This is a genomic window from Streptomyces sp. NBC_01217 (genome assembly GCF_035994185.1).
Lineage (GTDB): Bacteria > Actinomycetota > Actinomycetes > Streptomycetales > Streptomycetaceae > Streptomyces.
In genome coordinates, this window is sequence record NZ_CP108538.1 from 6277837 (window position 1) to 6297480 (window position 19644).

Sequence of the window (19644 nt, forward strand, 5' to 3'; positions counted from 1 at the left end):
TCCGGGGTGCGGATGTGCTGCGGGGCGCGCCCCGCGGGTACGGGACGGCTTCCCGGTGCGTCACTCGGCGGTGTACACGGTCTGGATCAGGTGGTTGGGCTGCCCCCTGCGGACGAACACACCGCGGCCCGCCGGCTGCTGAGCGGCGTACACACCGGGGAACAACTGGCCCTCGCTGCGGTCGCCCGCCATCAGCAGCGCCGAGGCACCCGACTCGCGCAGCCCCAGCACCAGCGGGTCGTACATCCCGCGCGAGGCACCCGCGACCCGGCGCGTCAGCACGAAGTGGAGCCCGATGTCGACCGCGGAGGGGATGTACGGCAGGAACGGGTCGAGCGGCGCCTGGCCCGCCGTCGTCAGCACGTCGTAGTCGTCGACGAGGATCACGATCCGCGGACCGCTGCCCCAGCTGCCGGGCTCCAGATCCTCGGTGTCCGCCCGGTCGTCCGGCAGCCGCTTCTCCAGCTCGGTGGCGATGCCCGCGGCGAGACCCGCGCACATCTTGGGGTTGTACGCGTAACCGCCGCGGAACTCCTCGGGGATCGCGCCGCGCAGACCGCGCCGCGGGTCCATGACGGCGAAGACCAGCTCCTCCTCGCCGTAGCGCTCGATGAGGCCACCGGCGATGGTCTTCAGCAGGTTCGTCTTGCCGCACTCGCTGTCGCCCAGGATCAGCAGATGCTGGTCGTGGTGGAACAGGTCGAGCATGACGGGCGCGAGCGCCGTCTGGTCCAGGCCGATCGGCACCCGCCGCGGCTCGGCGACCGGGCCCGGCAGCAGATGCGGCTCCAGGACGTGCGGCAGGATCCGCACCGGCTGGGCGACCTCGCCGCTCCAGGTGGCGCGCACCGTACGGGCCGTGTGCTCCAGGACGGCACCCAGGTCCGAGACTTCGGCGAGCCCGTCCGTACGCGGCAGCGCGACCTGCGCGAAGAGCTTGCCGTCGGTGAGGATGCGGCCCGGCTCGTCCGGCGACAGGGTCTGGGCGAGCTTGCGGTCGATGCTGGACTCGCTCGGGTCGTTCAGCCGCAGCTCGACACGGGTGCCGAAGTTCGACTGGGTGGCGATGCGCACATCGTTCCAGCGGAGCATGCCCGCGACGACATGGATGCCGTAGCCGCCACCGCGCTTGAGGATGTCGACGACGGCGTCGTCCAGCTCCTCGAAGTCGTCGCGCAGCGCGCCGAACCCGTCGATGACCAGCACGATCTCGGCCGAGGCCAGCTGCGGCAGCCGGCCCGCCGCGTGCAGCGAGCGCAGCTGCTCCACCGAGTCGATGCCGTGCTCGCGAAACAGCTCCTCGCGGATCGCGAGCATGCCCCGCACCTCCTCGACGGTGCGCCCCGCACGCTCCCGGTCCGCACGCCCGGCCACGCCGCCGACGTGCGGCAGCCCCGACACGGCCTGGAGACCGCCGCCCACCAGGTCGAGGCCGTAGACGCCGACCTCCTGCGGAGTGTGGGTCAGCGCCAGCGCGAGGGCGAGCGTGCGCAGCAGCGTGGTCTTGCCGGACTGCGGGCCGCCGATGATCGCGGCGTGGCCGCCCGCCACCGTCAGGTCCAGATACCACTGGCCCTGCCACTGCTTGGTCGGGTCGTCGAGCAGCCCCAGCGGCACCTGGAGCGGACCACGGCGCTTGGCCAGCTGCATCCCGCGCGGTCCCACGTCCAGCGGACCCGCGACCTTGTCCAGGGCGATGGCGTCGGGCAGCGGAGGCAGCCAGATCCGGCGCACCGGACCGGCCGCGCCGCGCAGCTGGTCGACGACGACACCCATCTCGGTCGGCCCGGTCTCACGGCGGCGCACCTTGGGCTCCTCGCCCGAACTCTCCGGCTCGGCAAGGGTGTTGAACGCCTCGTACTCAAGGGCGAGCGGACCGGTGTCCTCCTCCTGCGTGCGCTGCACCGGGCCCCGGTAGCCGCCCGAGACATAGCTCGCCTTGAACCGCTCGTAGTGGCTGGTGTCCACCTTCAGATAGCCGAACCCGGGCAGCGGCGGCAGATGGAAGGCGTCCGTGGTGTCCAGGACCGTACGGGACTCGTCGGCGGAGAACGTACGCAGACCGAGCCGGTAGGAGAGATAGGTGTCCAGGCCCTTCAGCTTGCCGCCCTCGATGCGTTGGCTGGACAGCAGCAGATGCACACCGATGGACCGGCCGATGCGCCCGATCGACAGGAACAGATCGATGAAGTCCGGCTTCGCGGTGAGGAGTTCACCGAACTCGTCGATGACGACGAACAGATGCGGCAGCGGGTCCAGATCGGGCCGCCGCTCCGCGCGCAGCGCCGCGTAGTCACCGATGTCGGCGACGTTCCCGGCGTCCTTCAGAACCTGCTGGCGGCGCTTGACCTCACCGGCGAGCGAGGCGTGGACACGCTCGACGAGACCCGCCTGGTTCTCCAGGTTGGTGATGACCCCGGCCACATGCGGCAGGTCCGCGAACGGCGCGAAGGTCGCACCGCCCTTGTAGTCGACGAGGACCAGCGCGAGATCCTCCGGCGGATGCGTGGCCACCAGCGCGAGGACCAGGGTGCGCAGCAGCTCCGACTTCCCGGAACCGGTGGCGCCCACGCACAGACCGTGCGGGCCCATGCCCAGCTCGGAGGACTCCTTCAGGTCGAGGAGCACCGGCTGATGGGAGTCGCTGATGCCGATCGGGACCCGCAGGAAGGCGCGTTCGCCGCGCGGCGCCCACAGGCGCGACAGATCGAGCTGCGCCACGTCCTCGATGCCGAGCAGATCGGCGAAGTCGACGGGACCGGACAGCGGGGCGTCGACGAGCGACTCGGCGGACAGCCGCATCGGCGCCAGCATCCGGGCCAGGCCCTCGGCGAACGGGATGCCGACCTCGTCCACGGTGCCGTGGGCGCTGATCGGCTCCTGCTCGCGCAGGTCCTCGATGACCACCCGGTCGCCGTCGACGGTGATCCGTACGCTGACATGGCCCGGCTCCTGGACCCGGTGTTCGAGCAGGTGCAGCACGCTGACACCCATCTCGCGCAGACCGACCGCGTCGTCGGGGCGCGGCAGGTCGACGGCGTCCTCGCCGTGCCCGTCGGTGACGACGAGCAGCCGGGACGTCATGGACAGCGCGTCCTTGCCGGAAAGACCGCGCCGCACCTCGGCCGCGTACGAGGCGCGGCGGCGCAGCTCCGCGCCGATCTGGCGAGCCAGCTGGGGTGCGGAGGGGGCGATGCGGCGCGCGGCGACGGGACCGTCGAACTGCTCGGGGTCGAGCAGATGCGGCATCCACTTGGCCCACTCCCAGTCGGCCAGCCGGTCGCCGGGCACGGCGAGGGCGATCGCGACGTCGTCGGGGGCGTGGGTGGCCGCGGTCTGGACGAGCAGGGCGCGCGCGACGCGCAGACAGTCCTCGCGGGGGCCGATGACGCTGATGTTGCCGACCCGGTCGAGCGGGACGGTGAGCGGCAGTTCGGTGCCGGTACGGAAGCGGTCCATCAGCGCCGACGCCTCGTTGAGCATGAAGGTGTCGGGCGGCGAGAGCACCGACGAACCCTGCTGGGCGACCTTCAGATCCCGTACGGGCATCTCACCCGTGCCGACGCGCACCCGCAGGAAGTCGCCGTCCATGCGGCGGCGCTCCCACAGCCGGGCCGGGTCGCGCACTATGTCGTACAGCGCGTGCGGCGGCGGGTTGAGGACATCGGCCCGCTCGGCCCGCTCGCGCTCCTCGACGGAGAGCTCCTCGCGCAGATCCTCCAGATAGGCGAGGTAGGCCTCGCGCTGGGTGCGGCGGGTGCGCTGGGCCTTGCCGCGCTGCGAGAAGACGAGCGCGACGGAGCCGATGACGGTGACGACGAGGATGATCGCGCCGAGCCCGGCGAACTGACTGTTGCGTACGACCGTCATCATCACGACGGACGACATCACACCGGCGACGGGCAACAGCGACATCGCGATGTTGCCCGACTTGCCCTCGGGCAGGTTCGGCGGGGCCTCGATGGTGCGCGCCTCGGAGGCGGCGGGCGGCCGGGTGGTCCTGGCCGGGCGGTGGATCAGTCGGGTACTCATCGGCGTCCGTCACTCGGGGTCGGGCTCGGCATCGGGGATCGGCGGTGCTGCTGATCGGTGGTCAGTGGTGTTGCTGGGACAGCCGGAACACATCCGCGGCGAGACGCGTGGCGGCCTCTCTGGTGGCGTGCGCCAGGAGTTCGGTGCGGATCGCGCCACCGGCCGCAAGATGCCGGTCGTACGGCAGGACCTGGACGCCCGCCCCCGTGGACCTGAGCTTCTCGGCGGCCTCGTCGAGGTCGAGTCCGGGGTGCGGCACGAGTTCGCTGAGCACGACGACCGTGCCGGCGATCACCTGCCGGGGCAGCGACTGCATCCACTGCAGCACCGCGTACGTGCTGGTGATGCCCTCCAGCGTGGCGGGCGCGGCCAGCACACGGGCCTGGGCGGCGGACAGCGCGACCCGGGCGACCTCGGCGGGCAGCGTCTCGCAGTCGACGACGGTGACGCCGAAGTAGCGGCGCAGCGAGACCATGACCCGCTCGTAGGCCCTGCTGTCCAGCATCGCGCCGATCTGGCCCTGACTGCCGGGCAGCAGCCAGGCGTTGCCCGGGAGCTGGACGAGATAGCCGGTGATGTCCAGCAGCGACATCTGCGGCTCGATGATCCCCGCCAGGTCGCCGGTGGTCCAGCGCAGCGTCTCGGCGCCGAGCCGCAGCGGCAGCGAGCCGAGCGCCGGATCGGCCTCGACGAACAGGACCGGGTCCTGCCGGTAGTGCGCGTACGTGGTGCCGAGCAGCGCGGCCACGGTCGACTTGCCCGCGCCGCCCCGGATGGATGTGACGGCGATCTGCCGACCGGTCGTCACGGGCTGCTGGAGCATCTCGGCGGTGGCGGTGGTCCTGGCCACCTCGCGCGCGGCCGACGAGGACACGCTCACGCGCAGGGCGCGCGCGGCCCGCGCGGCGAACGGCTCGCCACGCCGCGCCTTGCGCCCCACGGAGGCGAGTGACTTGTCCACGACGGGCCGGGAGTCGGGGGTGCGGTGGGGGCGGGCGCCGGGGGTGTACGCACTCTGGGGCTGCTGCGCCTGCTGCGGCTGGGGCTGCGGCTGTGCGACCGGGGGGCCGGGGTACTGGGCTGCCTGCTGTTGCTGCTCCTGGTACGCGGCCTGCTGCTGGGGTGTTCCGTACGCGGGGGCGTTCTGCGCGGGGACGCCGGGGTGCGGTGCGGGGGCGGCGTACGGCTGACCGCCCTGCCCTTGCGCGCCGGTGCCCTGCGCGCCCTCCTGGGCGCCGCCGCCCCTCATGGCGCGCAGTACATCGCCCTGCCAGTTGTCTTCGTTCGGCATGTCTGCCCTTCTTTTCCGCCCTGCTGCCCCGCCCGGAGCACCTGCGCGTCGACGTCAGAACTTGTTGAGCAGCTGTCCGTACACGCCGAACACACCGACGGCGAGCGGGAAGAGCCCCACCACGCCGATGGATTCGACCAGATCGGCCATGCGCCGCAGCCGGACCTGCACATGCTCGGGCGGCTGCACCGCCAGGACCAGCAGCGGCAGCACCGCGGCCAGGCACAGCAGGGCGAGCGGTCCGGCGCCCCCGGCGTGCTGCATCCACAGCATGACGAGGCGTACGACCAGGACCGCGGCGGCGGCGAAGAGCGCCACGACCTCGGCGACCAACGGGAAGGCCCGCGCCCGGGAGAGCAGCACGAGGGCCACGAGCGAGGGCAGCGCCACGGTCCACACGGACGGCTTGCCGGCCAGCGTGAGCAGCCAGCCGCCCGCCGCCGCGGAGACCGCCGTGACCACCGTCGCGAGGGCCAGACCGCGGTGGGTGGCCGCGAGCGCGTTGCCCACCTGGTGGCGGCTGACGGAGACGCCGCCGGAGCGGCGGTCGTCGAGCGCGGTGAGCCCGGACGCCGCCAGCGCGAGTCGAGGGAGCAGACCGAGCAGCACCACGGAGAAGACGGCCATGACGGCGCCGAGCCGGGCCAGGTCGTCCTGGACGGCGGCAACGGCCTCCCACACCAGGACGATCGCGGTGGTGGCGACGGCACCGATGAGCCCGCCGCGGCCGAGCGGCGAGAAGTAGCCGAGCAGCAGCAGCATCAGGACGAGCGCGCCCGCGACGGCCGCGAGCCGTGCGGTCCCCGGCCAGTCGTAGGCATCCGCGGCGGTCCACGCGGTGACGACACCGAGGCTGCCGGAGGCGAGCAGGAGCGCGGTCGCCAGACCCCGGTTGCCCTGCGCGATCCTGGCGATGAGAGCACCGGCCGCCAGCAGCACGAGCGTGGTGGCCACGAGGGCGCCGGTCAGCGCTTCGAGGCCGAACACGCGGCGGGCGAGCAGCGCGGCGACCACCGCGAAGACCACGGACGCCACGCCCGCACTGGTCCGGCGCGCGGCGGGACGCCAGCGCCAGGCCTGCAGATCGAGATCGTCGGCCACCAGATCGGTGACATCGTGCACGACCGGGGCGGGCGGCGCGGAGTGCGCCCGTACGAGCCGGAGCACGGCACCGTCCGCGATACCGGCCGAGGACAGGGTGCTGTCGTGCGGCAGTGCGGAGCCGTCCGACGTGATCAGCTGCCGTGTCATCGGGCGCGCGGCGGCCCGGTCGTCCAGCAACTGCAGGATGTCCGGCAGCAGCTGACCGATCGGCGTATCGGACGGCAGGACGATGTCGGCCCGGCGCCGCTCACCGACCAGGGTCACCCGGCTGAGCTGCGCTCGGGAAGTCGTTGCTGTGCTCACCACGTTTACGGGAACCTATCGTCGCGACGTTCGAGGAGTCGGGCTGAGAAGTCGGGCAGCTTGGCGTGCCCATGCTACTAGCGTCTTCTCCGTCCCCTTTGCGGGGAACTCTTTCTGAATTGGCTGGAGTTACTGATTTACTGGGGATTTTTCGCTGTTTCCCCATTTTTCGGCGGTTGTGCCGATTTCGTCGCCGGCTGCTCGTACTGCTGCTCCTGGCGCTGCTGCTTCTGCTGTTCGGCCTTCTGCTTCTCCAGCATGTTCTGGACAAAGGACCACCCGACACATCCCGCGCACAGCACGGCCGCGATGGCGATTCCCGCGAAGACCTTCCCGAGCCGCTCGTCCGCCGTGCGCCGCGCCCGCTGCGCGCCGAACAGCAGCGCGTCCCGCATCCTGCGCCGGCGTACCGCCACCGACTCCAGAAGCTGGCTGTCGTAATCCCGTGCCATTCGTCTCGTCGTCCGTTGCCTCGGTCGTATGTTGCGTCGGTCATGGTCACCGCGTCAGCCGACGCGCACCATACGGGAATCCCCCCAATTAACTCCTGCAAGATAAGGCATGTGCGAGGAGGCGGTACAGCCCAGGTTGCGGCGCCGACAAGTTGTGGAGTGGGCGAAAACGGCCGACGCGGATTCGGCATTCGCCGGGATCGTCATTCCTCAGGGATCTTCATGGGCGCCGGCGACCTCGGTCTCGTACCACGAACACAGCGACTCGGCCACGGCGTCGATGAGTCCGTCCCTCGCCGCCTGGGCGATCGTCCCGTCCGCGAACCGCTCCCCGCGCACCACGGCCGTGGCCGCGCGCACGGCGTCGGCCGGGCTCATCCGGCCGTCGAGCGGCACGGTGGGCGGCGGATTGCTCTGCCAGAGGTACGCGGGTGTCACGGCGCCGACAGCGGGCAGCGCCCGGACCACGCGTTCGAGCCGCCTGCTGTGGAGCGGATAGCTCATCTGCCAGGTGCCGTCCGGCTGCTTCCCGCCCTTGGACCACTGGACGTCACGGTCCTCGTCGGTCAGCGCGGCGAGCCCCTCCCTCAACTGGAGCCATGCGTCGGTGTTCTCACGGTCGAGCTGGGCCAGCAGACGCCGGTCGTCGGCCTCGGTCACGACGTGGGCCAGCTCTGTGAGCGCGGCCAGGGACGGGGCCGCGGTCAGGGAGCCGGGGACGATGTGGCTGACGCACCTCGGGTCCGAGCCGCGGACCAGTTCGGCGAGCGCGGCTGTGGACGAGAGCCCGCGCGCCTTGGCCTCGTTGAGCTTTGTGGACCACTCAAGCCCTTCGCCGAACCCGGCCCGGTCACCGGCGGGCCGCAGACACCATCCGGCCGCGTCGTCCTCGTCGTTGGCCCACAGGTAACCCATCGCCTCGCCGCGGGCGTTGGCGACCGTTAGGTGGTGGACCGGCTTGTCGGTCTCGCCGCGGTAACGCGGTGCGTCAGCGCGGTTCGTCATGGCTTGCTCCTGCCCCGGCCTACCGGCTATCGGTTCATCGCGATCCGCTGAGCTTCTTCATCGTCGATTCGATGAACGCGGCGGCTTCGATCTCGGTGATCTCGACGTGATCGATCTCGTTGTGGCCGAGTTCGTACAGCCTGAGGTATTCGGTCGGCTCCCAGCGGAGGTTGCGCGTGAACGCCTCGTCATACGTGCGGCCCTCGTCGACCCGGCGCCGGACGATGCCACGTGGGCTGCTCCTGGGGTTCCGCTCGTCGATCTTTGCGAAGTACGTGATCTCGCCCTCGGCGTCCAGGGCGTCGAGGGTTGCGGGGGCGAGGGTGAGGAAGGGGGCGGCGGAGAGATTGCTCTCCACGTTTCCCAGCCGGATCATCGCGCCATTGAGGTCGACGAACTCCTCAAGGAAATACCCTCCGCCGCGTTCGTACATGAGGATCAGTGGCTCGTAGGGATCGGGCAGATCGCCAGGCCACTCGATCTGAGCCTGCCGGAGCGCTGCCCACCGGACCGCACCCCGGCATGTGATCTTGAGAGAGGCCGGGGCGAGTCCGCTCAGGATTTCTTCCAGAGCGGCGGCGTCCTCGGGGGGCGTCCGGATCGCCTCGGCGATGTGCTCCGCGATATCGAAGAAGGGCCAGGACTGCTCGGCACCGTACGCGCGCGCCCACAGAGCCGCACGGCGCAGGTACTCACGCATCAACAGGGCACGCGAATTCGCGTGCTCGAATGCCTTGAGATCGTCGCTCCAGTCGATGGCGCGCAGTCGCTCCAGCACCGCGTGTGACGAATGGTCAGTCACTTGAGGTTCAGTCCCTTCGCTCGCAACTCCTGGACGACATCGTTCACGAAGCTGTCGATGTTCGACAAATCATCGGCCAGAACCGTCTTGGGGTGCCGCAGACCGAGTTTCTGCCATGCCGTTCCGAAGCCACCCCTCGCGGGGTTCGGTGACAGGTCATGCGCGCCGGCCGCGCCCAGGCTCTTCGGTGAGTTCCTGCCGTAGGTTCCGTCGGAGTCCTTGCGCCACAGCCCCGTCTCATCGTAGAGGTATGGCAGACCAGCCTTCATCAGCCGACTCTCCACATACTCATGTGTCATGAGGTGCTTGAATTCCTTGATCTGGTCCGCGTCCAGAGTTCCCTTACGCGCGCCGTCCCACAGGTCCGCGATGTCGTCGCGAGGCGTGAACCGCCCGCGCTTCCATTCGCCGGGCTGAACGATCACGTCGTGCTGTGACCGGATCATGTGGGTCTTCACCTGCCGGATCACCGACTCGTCGACACCGGTGTGCCTCGACATCTGCGGAACGTCGATGTGGTTGGGCGTGGCCCGAAGCGACTCGTACACGCCGGCCGCGTAATCAGAAGGTTTCTCGACCCAGCCTGCACCACCCCAGCCGCCGTTGGGGCCGTGGGCGTACGGGCCGCCGTCGTCGTCGGCCCGCGCTCCGTCCGCCGCGTCGTCCCCGGCGTCCGCGGCGTCGTCCCCGATGTGTGCGGCATCGTCGCCGATGTGCGTCGCGTCGTCCCCGATGTGTGCGGCGTCGTCGCCGATGTGCGTCGCGTCGTCCCCGATGTGTGCGGCGTCGTCGCCGATGTGCGTCGCGTCGTCCCCGATGTGTGCGGCGTCGTCGCCCAGGCGTCCGACGTCGTCACCCACCGACCCGAGGCCGTGGGCCGTCGAGTCCACGTCCTTGCCGATGGCGGACACCACGTCGTCGACGTTGCGTCCGCCGATCGTGATGGCGCCCGCGTCGTGCGGCACCGGCACCTTGCCGAAGAGCTCCGCCTGCTCGGCCTTGATCGCGGCCAGCTCGTCCGGGGAGACGCCGGGCAGACGCTCCTTCTCGTACAGGACGTGGCCGTCCATCTTGGCCGCGAAGCTGTCCGCGGTGTGGAACTGGAGCTCGAAGGTCTGGCCGCTGAGCGGATCGCGCCAGGTCGAATTGATGCCCTTGTAGCCGGCGGAGTCCCAGGTGTTCTTGAACGTGACGTTCTCGAAGCCCTTGGCCTGTAGGTCGTTGATCGCCTGCTGGACGCCGTGGGTGTAGCCGTTGCTCGGTATCTCCATCGTGTAGCGGATGGAGTCCTTGATGTCGCCGAGGGCCCGAGCGGGGTCCACGCCGACGTCTTCGAGCATGTCCGTGGCGAGCTTGCGCTTGAGCGAATCCTCGCCCTTGAGACGGTATTCGAGGCCGATCAGCCTGCCGTTGTCGACCTTGCCCGCGATGCCTTGCATCGACTCGGTGATACGGGGTTCCGCCTCGGTGGACCTGCGCATGAAGTCGTCGGCTGCCGCGTTCGCGTCCCGGTCCAGCCGCAGGCCGTTCTCGCCCGCCCAGGAACCGTCGGGCAGGTTGCCCCGGGGACCGTCGGGGGTGACCCCGCCGGGAACTCCGCCGTCGCCGCCATGAGGGGGACCTGGAACGTGGTCGCCGCCGGTGGACGGCCCGTCGTGGCCGTGGCTTCCGGGACCGTCGTGCCCGTTGCCGACCGGGTCCTCGTGGCCACCGTCGCCGCCGTGCCCGTCGCCGTGGTGGCTGCCGGTGGGCGGTTCATGGCTTGCGGAGGGGCCGTGGCCGAGGTCGTCCGCGTGGCCGCCGGGGAGGTTGTCTCCCGTGTGACCGCCCGGCAGGTCGTCGCCGAGACGGCCGGCGTTGCCGAGGTCGCTGCCGAGGTGGGCGGCGTTGTCACCGATGTGGGCCGAGACATCGACGGTGTGGGCGCCGACACCGACCAGGACCGGTTCCTTGACCGGGGAGTTGGTGTGCGGGGTGGTGGGGTCCGTGCCGTCGGTGCGCGGGACGGTGGGAGAGCTTTCCTTGGGGGCGTCGTCGGCGTGCTGGACGATGCCGCCGTTCTCGTCGAGGAGGTTGCCGTCGTGGTCGAAGTACTGGACGGGTACGTCGGTGTGGGTGGGGAGCTTGGTGGTGCCTTCGGGCAGGAGGGGGGCGTCGTCGGGGAATTTGATGTTGCCGTCGGGGAGTTTGATGCCGCCGTCGGGGATGGCTGCGCCTTCGGGGAGGTGGACGGTGCCGTCGGGCAGTTTGAGGGAGCCCTCGGGCAGCACGATCGCGTCGTCGGGGAGTCTGGGGATCTCGATGTTGCTGATGCCCCTGAGGCCCTTGGTGATGTCGCCGATCTTGGAGAGTCCGGCGCCCGCGCCCTTGGCGATGTAGGTCATCGGGTCGATGACCTTGCCGGCCTTCCCGGCGACGGAGAGGACCTTGGCGACGGCTCCGGCCTTGCCTGCTCCGGCTGCTGCGCCGCCTGCGCCTCCGGTGAAGACGGTGGTCAGGACGTTGAAGGTGACGGCTCCGGCGGCCCGTCCGGGGTTCTTGCCCCACTCGTCCCAGGCGACCAGGGCCTTGCCGGTCTCCTTCATCGCGGTGCGTGAGTCGCGCAGCCAGGAGGGGAGTTTGTCGTCGGGCAGGGCCCAGAACAGGGTGCCCGCGCCGGGGATCGAGGTGATCACGAGGCCGGTGGCGAGCTGGGCCAGGCCCTTCCAGGCCTGTCCCATGGCGTCCCAGCCGCCGAACCCGACGAGGGTGCCCAGGCCCTTGATGGTGCCCCAGACCCCGTCGACGATCAGCCCGTCCCACACGAACGACTTGACCCAGTGCCCGACTTCCCAGGCGTGGTGCTTCTCCTCGACGGGGTCGCCCCAGGGGAGTTTGGCGTTCTTGAGGTCGTCGGCGTTGAACCCGTACTGGTCCTTGCGTTCGGAGCCGTCACCGGCGACCATCTGCGTCCCGCCGAACAGGGCGGTGATCTTGTTGTGGCAGGTGCGCTCGGCGGCCCAGAACGCGGCGACGGCCGCGGTGATGTCGTCGCGGAGCTGGTTGTGCTCCTCGACCTTGTCCTCGTCGTACTCCCACTCGTCGTCGTCCTTGTTCGCGTTCACGAACGTCGCCGCATCCGTCTTGAGCTGCGCGAGCCTGGTGACGAGGGGGCGGATCTCGGTCGCGTAGTCCGACAGCGAGGAGGCGACCTTCTCCAGGTCGTCCGCGAAGCCGTCGGCCCGCTCCTGGACCGGCTTGGTGCTCGCGAACAGCTGCTCGGCCTCGGGCGCCTGGTAGTAGGCGGACAGGCCCTGGAAGTGGGTGTGGACGGAGGAACCGGTGTCCCGGATGTGACCGGCATCGGTCTTCAGGCTTGCGTGGTCCTTCTCCAGCTGGCCCAGATCACCGGTGAACTGCGGAATCGCCTCGGGCTTGATCACCGCTCCTGCACCCCGGGCTTCTTCGGATCCAGGTCCACCGCACCCAGCGCCTTGCGCTGGGCCTCGGCGGCCATCTCCAGATCACCGTTGAGGTAGGCGGTGGTCGCATCAACCGCGCCCTGGAGGGACTTGCCCGCCCGCGCCGCGACGTACTTCAGATCGGACGTCGTGTGCTCCGCGAACTGCGACAAGGCGAGCGCGACGAGCCCGCCCGTGGCCTTCTCGCCGCCCTCGCCACCGCCCTCGGCGGTGATCGTGCCCGCACTCGACGCCGCCGACGTCAGATGATCCCCGTACGCCGTCGCATACGTCTGGATCTTCCCCGCCGCCTCACCCGTCGTCCTCAGCACACCCGAAATACCCTGCGGCTTCAGATCCCACCCAGTCATCAGAACACCCCCGTGAACTTACGAACCGAACACCGAACACCGAACACAACGCCAACCAGACCGGTGTCAGCCGATGTTGTCGACCGCGGCCTTCGCGCGCGTGATCGTGTGCTGCGCCGTACCGTCGTTCTTCTCCAGCGTCGTCTTCAGCAGCTGGATGATGTTCTTGACCTCCTGCGACGAACGGTTCCACCGCAGCTCCTTGCCGTGGTACTCATCCGCCACACCATCCGCCGCGAAGTCCGCCATCGCCGCCTTCACCTGGGCATCACGCGCAGCGATCACTGACTCCAGCTGCGCGATCACCACCTGGATGTTGCCCTGCGCGTCCGCGGACGCACCCGTGTCGTACGAACGACGATCACTCTGACCAGCCATCAGAAACCCAACCCCCGTCTGTCAACGGCCGCCGAAGCGCGCCGCGTCGAAGTTCGCCGCCGACATCTGCTGCCGCGCGTTGTCACCCTGCTCCTGATCACCCGAACTGAACGCCGACTCCATCCCCGACTGACCACCCAGAAGAGCCGACAACGAACCGTTCAACGCCGCCGTGATCTCATCCGACCGACCCTTGAACGAATCGAACGCCGCACGCCCCGCACCGTTGAACTTCCCCTCCAACGGCTGCGCAGCCTGCACCAACTGCCGAATCAACGTCCCCAGATCAGTGCTCGACCCACGCGACTTCGACGACAACGTCGAAAGAACCTGCGCCCCCATGTCGAACTTCATCCAGTCCCCCTGCCGAGCTGAGCAAACAAATGTTCTTCCATGCCTATCAACTCCATGGTGCCGGAAGCAATCGAGTGCCTCAGGGCTGTGGACAGGCTGTGACAGAGCTGCCGACGACCCGTTGCGGTAACGAAGTGCAGCGACGGAGCACTTGTCCCGGCCGCAGCGGCCAGGAGGCCTCCCCGTCGCGGTCGGCCTCCCGAGGATCTCCAGCCGATCTCCACTCCGTACGCACGGGCCCCGCTCGACATCACCGCCGCCCGCATCCAGACTCCGGCGCACCCGTGCAGCACGGAAGAACGCGGCTACGACATGAAGACCATCGCGGCAGCGACGAACAGGTCGACGACGCAGCACCACTCCGCCCACGCCCGAGGCACGACCGCCTTGGCCCGGTGGTGGGCGAAGTCCCAGACGGCGTGGCCGAGCCAGCCGGCAGCCAGGACGTACCAGCCCAGGCCGTCATCGATCGTCGGCGCCACCATGGCCAGGACACCGAAGCCGAGCAGCCCTGCCGTCTGGAGCATGAGCACGCCCGGCCTGCGGAGCTCCCCGCGCAACGCCCCGAAGACCAGGTAACAGACCGGCATGGCTGCGAGGAGCCACGCCAGGAGTTCCAGGGCCGGGAGGCCGTCCGCGAACGTGGCGACCACCAACGCGAGAGCGAGCCAAGTGGGCCAGCGGTGCTTGAGCGTGTTCACAAAGCCGGAGGCGGCGGTCTTTGAACCATCCCGGCCGACCCTGGCCGGAGCACTGTCGTCCTGAGCGGAGCCGATCATCAGGTGGTCTCCCGAAGCGATGGTGTCGGTCATGGCTCCACTGTTGGTCCGTCCGGTCCCCACGAGAAGGCGCCGCCCCATGAGACGTCTGGAACCTTGGGGTGCCGGTCCCTTTGGCATAGGGTCGCCGCGTGGACGAACGCCGGATCGTGATCGTCGCCTACGAAGCAGCCGAGTTGCTGGACATCGCCTGCGTGACCACGAGCCTGGCCATGGCGAATCAGATCGGTGACCTCGCCCTCCCCTACCGCGTGAGTGTGGCCGGCCCGGGTGGCAACCCCATCACCTGTGGCTCGGGCCTGACATTGAAGAGTCAGCAACCCCTCAAGTAGGGCCATCAGTACCGAAGGCCATGCTCTAGGGGAGACGGGCCAGCAAGTGCGCGTCGAGGAAGCCCCGCTCGGAGGCCGGGTCGTGGAGCAGCCGGGCGAACGTGACTAGCCCGGCCCCGGCCAGCAACTCGGCGAACCGGTCCGCCGGCCAGCTGTAGGCGGGCGTCACCTTGTGGTCGAAGCGGACCGGCTCGGGCCCGTCGGTCCCGAAGAACGAGACCAGGAGCAGGCCACCCGGTGCCAGGACACGCGCCTGCTCGGCGAGCAGCGCGGGCAGTTCCCCGGGAGGGGTGTGGATCATCGAGTAGTGGGCCAGCACGCCGCCGAGCGCGCCGTCCTCGACCGGCAGGGCCTCCATCCGCGCCTCGTCGAACCGCAGCGCCGGATGTGCCCGCCGGGCGTGCTCGACCATGGCCGGGGAGAGGTCGAGCCCGAAGGCGTCCAGCCCCAGGCCGTGCAGCATGGCCGTCAGATGTCCGGGCCCGCAGCCGACGTCGGCCGTCCGCGGGTTCCCCGTCCCGCGCACCAACTCGGCGAAGGTGCCGATCATGTTCCGCGAGAACGGCTGCGTTTCCAGCCGATCAGCGAACATCGACGCATACAGCTCGACGACCCCGTCGTAGGCCGCCCTGGTCTCATCCTGGTGCTCCACCACGGGAAGGAAGCTAACACCCGCCGTTCGCAGCTGTGGGACCTGGATCCGATACGCCACCGGCGACCACCGCCGGTCGGGACAGGGCGGAATCCTCGCTCGGCCGACCGCTGGTGCTGTGACCGCGTAGGTTCGCCGGGTTGGTGGTCGTGACGGTTGGATGTGCGCTGACGTCCATTCGATCGCTGGAGGCGCGGTGGCTGAGCCGGTCCGCGTACGCAGATCGACCGACAAGGAGGGGCAGAAGCTGAAGCAGATCGTGCGCCGGGGCAGCACGAGTTCGGTGCGTTACCGGCGGGCGATGATGCTGCTCGCTTCGGCGGGCGGAAACCGGGTGCCGGTGATCGCCCAGCTGGTCCAGGCCGATGAGGACACCGTGCGCGACGTGATCCACCGCTTCAACGAGATCGGCCTGGCCTGCCTGGACCCTCAGTGGGCGGGCGGCCGTCCCCGCCTGCTCACCCCTGACGACGAGGACTTCGTCATCCGGACGGCCACCACCCGCCCCACCAGGCTCGGCCGGCCCTTCACCCGCTGGTCGATCCGCAAACTCGCCGCCTACCCGCGGGAAGTGCACGGACGTGTCATCCGCATCGGCCGTGAAGCCTTACGGTGCCTGCTCCGGCGCCGCGGCATCACCTTCCAGCGCACCGAGACATGGAAGGAATCACCCGACCCTCATCGCGACGCCGAGCTCGACCGGATCGAGCAGGTTCTGGACCGCTTCCCGGACCGGGTCTTCGCCTTCGAGCCAAACCGGCTGCCGGCGACCTACCGCCGCACCCACGGCGTCACCTACTTCCACGGCTGCTACTCCGTGGGCGACGACCGACTGTGGGGCGTCAACCGCCGCCGCAAGGGCACCGCCAACACCCTGGCCGCGCTGAAGTCGATCCGCGCCGCCCGACCCGACGGCGCCCCGATCTACATCATCCTGGACAACCTCTCCGCCCACACCGGCGCCGACATCCGCCGCTGGGCGAAGAAGAACAAGGTCGAGCTGTGCTTCACCCCGACCTACGCATCCTGGGCCACCCGATCGAGGCCCACTTCGGCCCGCTGCGGCAGTTCACCCTGGCGCAACGCCAACGCCCGCCACCCCGACGTACTTGCCGCCCAACGCAAGGAACGCGCCCGCATCCGCAGCGAGAACGGCATCCGCAGGGGCGGACGCCCCCTCGACGCCGCAGCCTGACCGACCGCGAACCGCAGCCCCGGAGTGCCGAAAGGGACAAGTTCACGAGAAGGACAGCGACAGAGGGACGACTCAGGAGGCGGACGGCTCGATCTCCCCCGCAAAGACGATGACCTGGTCGATGAGGCTCCGCCGCAGATGGACGACGTCCGTTCCCGCCAGGCGGGGGCCTCCGTCCGGCGTGGTGAAGACCCACTGGTACCGGGCCCACTCGTCAGGCATGTCCACCGCTGAGCAGCGCACCATCGTGCCGGTCCCCGCCGGGTGGCGCCGGATGTCCAGCACGAACTGCTCGACCGCGGCGATTCCTTCGCTGCGACCCAACGGCCCCCAGAAGACCACGTCTGAGGTCAGGGCCTGGGAGAGCAGGGCAGTCACATAGCTGTCGTCCGAGGCGTTGAACGCGGAGATGAACGTGTCGATCGCGGAGCGTGCCGTCTCTTCCTGCATGCCCCAGTAATACCAGCCGTTGCGCGTGCGCTTGTTCCGCGAGCCGCCTTCCGATCACGGTGGACCATCCCGGTCACAGCACTGGTCGTGGTTCGCCCGGCTTCGCACTGCGTCAGATCTTGATCACGTGGACGCCAGGGCCGCACAGCATGAGGAGGTCCTCGGGGTCCGACGTCAGGACGGTCACGGGGGAGGGCGAGGTAAGTGCGGTGGCGGCCACGATCGCGTCGAGGGCGTACTTGTGGCCGTGCAGGCCGGCCGCGGCGAGGAGCTTGCTTGCGTGGCGGGCGATGGCTTCGGTGGGCGGGATGATGTTCACGCAGGAGACGGCGTAGTCGAAGCGGGCCTGCTTGGTTCTGGGGTCACGGGCTTCGACGAGAGTGACGGAGCTGGTGACGACGCGGATGTCTTCGGACTCGGAGGCGGCCAGCCACTCGGTGAGTTCGGGCGCGCGCTGTACGAGTTTGGACAGGCCCTCGCAGTCCAGGACGAGTGTGCCGCTCACGCGGCGTCCGCAGAGTCGGCTGCATCGCCGCGCAGGATGGCTCGCTTGGCCTCGACGGCAGCTTGGTCGACGGGTCCGTGTTCGGCTTCCGCGTCTTCGATGAGTTCGCGCAGCCGGTCGCGTTCCAGTTGGCGCTGGATGAGGGTTTCGACGTAGGCGGACATGCCTCGCTTGCCGGTACGTGCCTTGAGGGCCGCGATGGTGCCCTCGTGGAGGGAGACAGATACCGGGCGGACGGGGCCTTCGCCGGGAGTCGGGGAGGTAGCCATGCGGCGAGTTTAACAAAATTCTTGTTATTTGGTGAGAGGGGTCGACCGGGGGATGGGGTACGGCGGCTCGGGCGGCCGGGGTGTCACCCGATCGCCGCAGCTCGGGGGGCGGTTTCGGCGGGGGTCGATTCAACTGGTGGCAGTTCTGTCCGACCGCACATCCCCCAGGGAGCCGCGTGAGCCGCACAGCGCCGACGCCGCAGGCGAGCACCGCACCAGCCCGGAACGCGCGGCTCTTCTTCGCCGGGATTCTGCTCCTGTTGATCGGTGCGTTCAACGTCATCGAGGGCCTGGCCGCGCTTTTCAAGGAGGCCGTCTTCGTCGATGCGGGATCCGGAATCCTGATCTTCAATTTCACCTCCTGGGGCTGGATCCACTTGATCATCGGAGCCCTGCAGATTCTGATCAGCCTGGGCCTGATGGCAGGGCGCAGCTGGGCCACGAAGGCGGCGGTCGCCGTGGTCGCGTTGAACGTGCTGGGGCAGCTGCTGTTCTTCACGGTCTATCCCTTGTGGTCCACGCTCATCATCGCCCTGGACGTCTTCGTCCTCTGGTGTCTGATCGTCCACGGCCTCGAATCGGCCGCACGCGAGGCACGTTGAACCAACGCGTGACACAGTCGTGCCAGGGCCCGTCAGCCACGGCAACGGCCCCCGCCGCTTGGCGAGGGCCGGTTCGTACGGGGGCTGTTGCGTGGCTCAGACGGCGAAATCCCCGCTCTTGGCGGCGGTCACGAACGACGACCAGGCGGCCGACTCGAAGATGAGCGCGGGGCCGCCCGGGTTCTTGCTGTCACGTACGGGCACGACGGCGGGAAAGCCGTCGGCCACCTCGATGCACTCGCCGCCGTCTGTGTTGCTGTAGCTGGACTTGCGCCAGGCGGCGGCGCTCAGGAAGTCGTCGGAGACCTCGATGCACGCGCCGCCGTCCGTGTTGCTGTAGCTGCTCTTGCGCCACGTGACGTTGCTCAGGTCGATGGCTCGCACGGTACTTCCTCCAACATCTGCATGATGAACTTCCGTGACTGGACCGGGGACATCGCCTGGTCACGCACCGCATCATATCTGCGCTGCACTCGCTCGACCCTGGCTGTTTCCTCGATCAGTTCACCGCGTACGTCGTTCTCCGTGTAGGCCACCGTACGCCCGTCCGACAGCCGCAGGAACCACACTTCGGTGTTCATCAGGCCGTGCGGACCGGCGCTGAACGGCAGTACATGCAGGGTGATGTTGGGGCGGTCCGAGGCCTCGGACAGATACTCCAGCTGCTCCCGCCACGCCTGGGAGTCGCGCAACTGGGTGCGCAGCACCGCCTCGGAGAGGATGACGCGGAACGGTGGTGCGTCGTCCCCCTCCAGCAGCTTTCGTCGCCCTATGCGCGCTTCGACCTGTTGGCTCAGCTCTTCGCCCCTGGTGCCGCCCGCCGCGAGCGCCTCGCGCGCGTACTTGCTTGTCTGGAGCAGGCCCGGTGGCGCGCTCACGGAGTACTGCCACAGGCTCACCGCCTCGGCCTCCAAGGTCATGTACCGGCGGTACTGCTCCCGGAACTGGATCGGGTCGCCGACCGCGAGTTCCCACAACGTGAGCAGCAGGCCGGGCGTCCCGTAGTGCTGGTCCAGCGCCTGCACGACCTCCGGGCCGCCGAGGGTCTCCCCGCTCTCCATCTTGCCGAACAACGACCAGTCCCAGCCGAGCACCTCGCCGAGCTTGCGCAGGCTGTGGCCGTTCTGCGAGCGGAGTAACCGCAGCTCCTCGACGAACCGTTGACGTGGTTGCTGGCTCCGACCCGTGACCACCCGTCTCGGCGGCATGACGTACTCCTCCGTGGAAGGTGTGGAACTACCGCCGCACGGCCGGGAAGTAGAGCGTGCCGGTGGTGTCCGTTCCCCGTTCCGGGTCCATTCTCGTAATGCCCGGAACACGCACAGTAA

Annotated in this window: 19 protein-coding genes and 1 pseudogene; 3 read left to right on the forward strand and 17 right to left on the reverse strand. The window is 69.3% G+C overall.

Translation table 11 applies throughout. From position 1 onward, the window contains the following. Positions 1-60 precede the first annotated feature (60 nt). From eccCa to OG507_RS28225, 11 genes are all read right to left on the reverse strand, one after another. Complete coding sequence (eccCa, locus tag OG507_RS28175) at positions 61-4032, reverse strand: type VII secretion protein EccCa (RefSeq protein WP_327369954.1); 3972 nt, start codon at positions 4030-4032, stop codon at positions 61-63. Between the two features lie 61 nt (positions 4033-4093). Next, entirely contained in the window at positions 4094-5323 is a 1230-nt protein-coding gene (locus OG507_RS28180) for a MinD/ParA family ATP-binding protein (RefSeq protein WP_327369955.1), read from the reverse strand. Positions 5324-5377: 54 nt separating this feature from the next. Next, on the reverse strand, positions 5378-6733 hold the full coding sequence (gene eccD, locus OG507_RS28185) for a type VII secretion integral membrane protein EccD (RefSeq protein ID WP_327369956.1): 1356 nt from the start codon (positions 6731-6733) through the stop codon (positions 5378-5380). Positions 6734-6867: 134 nt separating this feature from the next. Next, positions 6868-7182, reverse strand: a complete 315-nt coding sequence (locus tag OG507_RS28190) for a hypothetical protein (protein WP_327369957.1) — start codon at positions 7180-7182, stop codon at positions 6868-6870. Positions 7183-7392: 210 nt separating this feature from the next. Further along, positions 7393-8187, reverse strand: coding sequence for a DUF6508 domain-containing protein (locus tag OG507_RS28195; RefSeq protein ID WP_327369958.1), 795 nt, complete (start codon positions 8185-8187; stop codon positions 7393-7395). A gap of 34 nt (positions 8188-8221) precedes the next feature. Beyond that, on the reverse strand, positions 8222-8989 hold the full coding sequence (locus OG507_RS28200) for a hypothetical protein (RefSeq protein ID WP_327369959.1): 768 nt from the start codon (positions 8987-8989) through the stop codon (positions 8222-8224). Further along, positions 8986-12411 (reverse strand): hypothetical protein, encoded by a 3426-nt coding sequence (locus OG507_RS28205; RefSeq protein ID WP_327369960.1) that lies wholly within the window; start codon positions 12409-12411, stop codon positions 8986-8988. The genes OG507_RS28200 and OG507_RS28205 overlap by 4 nt, the downstream gene beginning before the upstream one ends. Further along, entirely contained in the window at positions 12408-12800 is a 393-nt protein-coding gene (locus tag OG507_RS28210; protein WP_327369129.1) for a DUF6507 family protein, read from the reverse strand. Before OG507_RS28210 ends, OG507_RS28205 begins: the two co-directional genes overlap by 4 nt. Positions 12801-12866: 66 nt before the next feature. Then, on the reverse strand, positions 12867-13178 hold the full coding sequence (locus tag OG507_RS28215) for a pore-forming ESAT-6 family protein (RefSeq protein WP_327369130.1): 312 nt from the start codon (positions 13176-13178) through the stop codon (positions 12867-12869). A gap of 21 nt (positions 13179-13199) precedes the next feature. Then, positions 13200-13532: a hypothetical protein gene (locus OG507_RS28220; protein WP_327369131.1), complete on the reverse strand. Its 333-nt coding sequence runs from the start codon at positions 13530-13532 to the stop codon at positions 13200-13202. A gap of 305 nt (positions 13533-13837) precedes the next feature. Beyond that, complete coding sequence (locus OG507_RS28225) at positions 13838-14344, reverse strand: hypothetical protein (protein ID WP_327369961.1); 507 nt, start codon at positions 14342-14344, stop codon at positions 13838-13840. Positions 14345-14442: 98 nt separating this feature from the next. Between OG507_RS28225 and OG507_RS28230 the strand changes: the two genes are divergently transcribed. Then, positions 14443-14643: a hypothetical protein gene (locus OG507_RS28230; protein WP_327369962.1), complete on the forward strand. Its 201-nt coding sequence runs from the start codon at positions 14443-14445 to the stop codon at positions 14641-14643. Between the two features lie 25 nt (positions 14644-14668). Here the strand turns inward: OG507_RS28230 and OG507_RS28235 are convergent, their stop codons facing one another. After that, positions 14669-15298 carry a class I SAM-dependent methyltransferase gene (locus tag OG507_RS28235; RefSeq protein WP_327369963.1) on the reverse strand — a complete coding sequence of 210 codons (630 nt, stop codon included), beginning with the start codon at positions 15296-15298 and terminating at the stop codon, positions 14669-14671. 193 nt (positions 15299-15491) lie between these two features. Between OG507_RS28235 and OG507_RS28240 the strand changes: the two are divergent. Beyond that, positions 15492-16490 (forward strand): annotated as a pseudogene (locus OG507_RS28240) (helix-turn-helix domain-containing protein). 72 nt (positions 16491-16562) lie between these two features. On the opposite strand, the gene OG507_RS28245 reads toward OG507_RS28240, so the two are convergent. The 3 genes from OG507_RS28245 to OG507_RS28255 form a co-directional block, all read right to left on the reverse strand. Continuing rightward, complete coding sequence (locus tag OG507_RS28245; protein WP_274346434.1) at positions 16563-16940, reverse strand: nuclear transport factor 2 family protein; 378 nt, start codon at positions 16938-16940, stop codon at positions 16563-16565. 112 nt (positions 16941-17052) lie between these two features. Then, entirely contained in the window at positions 17053-17445 is a 393-nt protein-coding gene (locus OG507_RS28250; RefSeq protein WP_327369964.1) for a type II toxin-antitoxin system VapC family toxin, read from the reverse strand. Then, positions 17442-17714 (reverse strand): hypothetical protein, encoded by a 273-nt coding sequence (locus tag OG507_RS28255; protein WP_327369965.1) that lies wholly within the window; start codon positions 17712-17714, stop codon positions 17442-17444. Before OG507_RS28255 ends, OG507_RS28250 begins: the two co-directional genes overlap by 4 nt. A 176-nt stretch (positions 17715-17890) precedes the next feature. Here OG507_RS28255 and OG507_RS28260 point away from each other — a divergent pair, with 176 nt between their 5' ends. Next, positions 17891-18316, forward strand: a complete 426-nt coding sequence (locus OG507_RS28260) for a DUF7144 family membrane protein (protein ID WP_327369966.1) — start codon at positions 17891-17893, stop codon at positions 18314-18316. Positions 18317-18412: 96 nt separating this feature from the next. Here OG507_RS28260 and OG507_RS28265 read toward each other — a convergent pair whose 3' ends face one another. Beyond that, complete coding sequence (locus tag OG507_RS28265) at positions 18413-18700, reverse strand: DUF397 domain-containing protein (RefSeq protein WP_327369967.1); 288 nt, start codon at positions 18698-18700, stop codon at positions 18413-18415. Continuing rightward, positions 18682-19524, reverse strand: coding sequence for a helix-turn-helix domain-containing protein (locus OG507_RS28270; protein WP_327369968.1), 843 nt, complete (start codon positions 19522-19524; stop codon positions 18682-18684). Before OG507_RS28270 ends, OG507_RS28265 begins: the two co-directional genes overlap by 19 nt. Positions 19525-19644 lie beyond the last annotated feature (120 nt).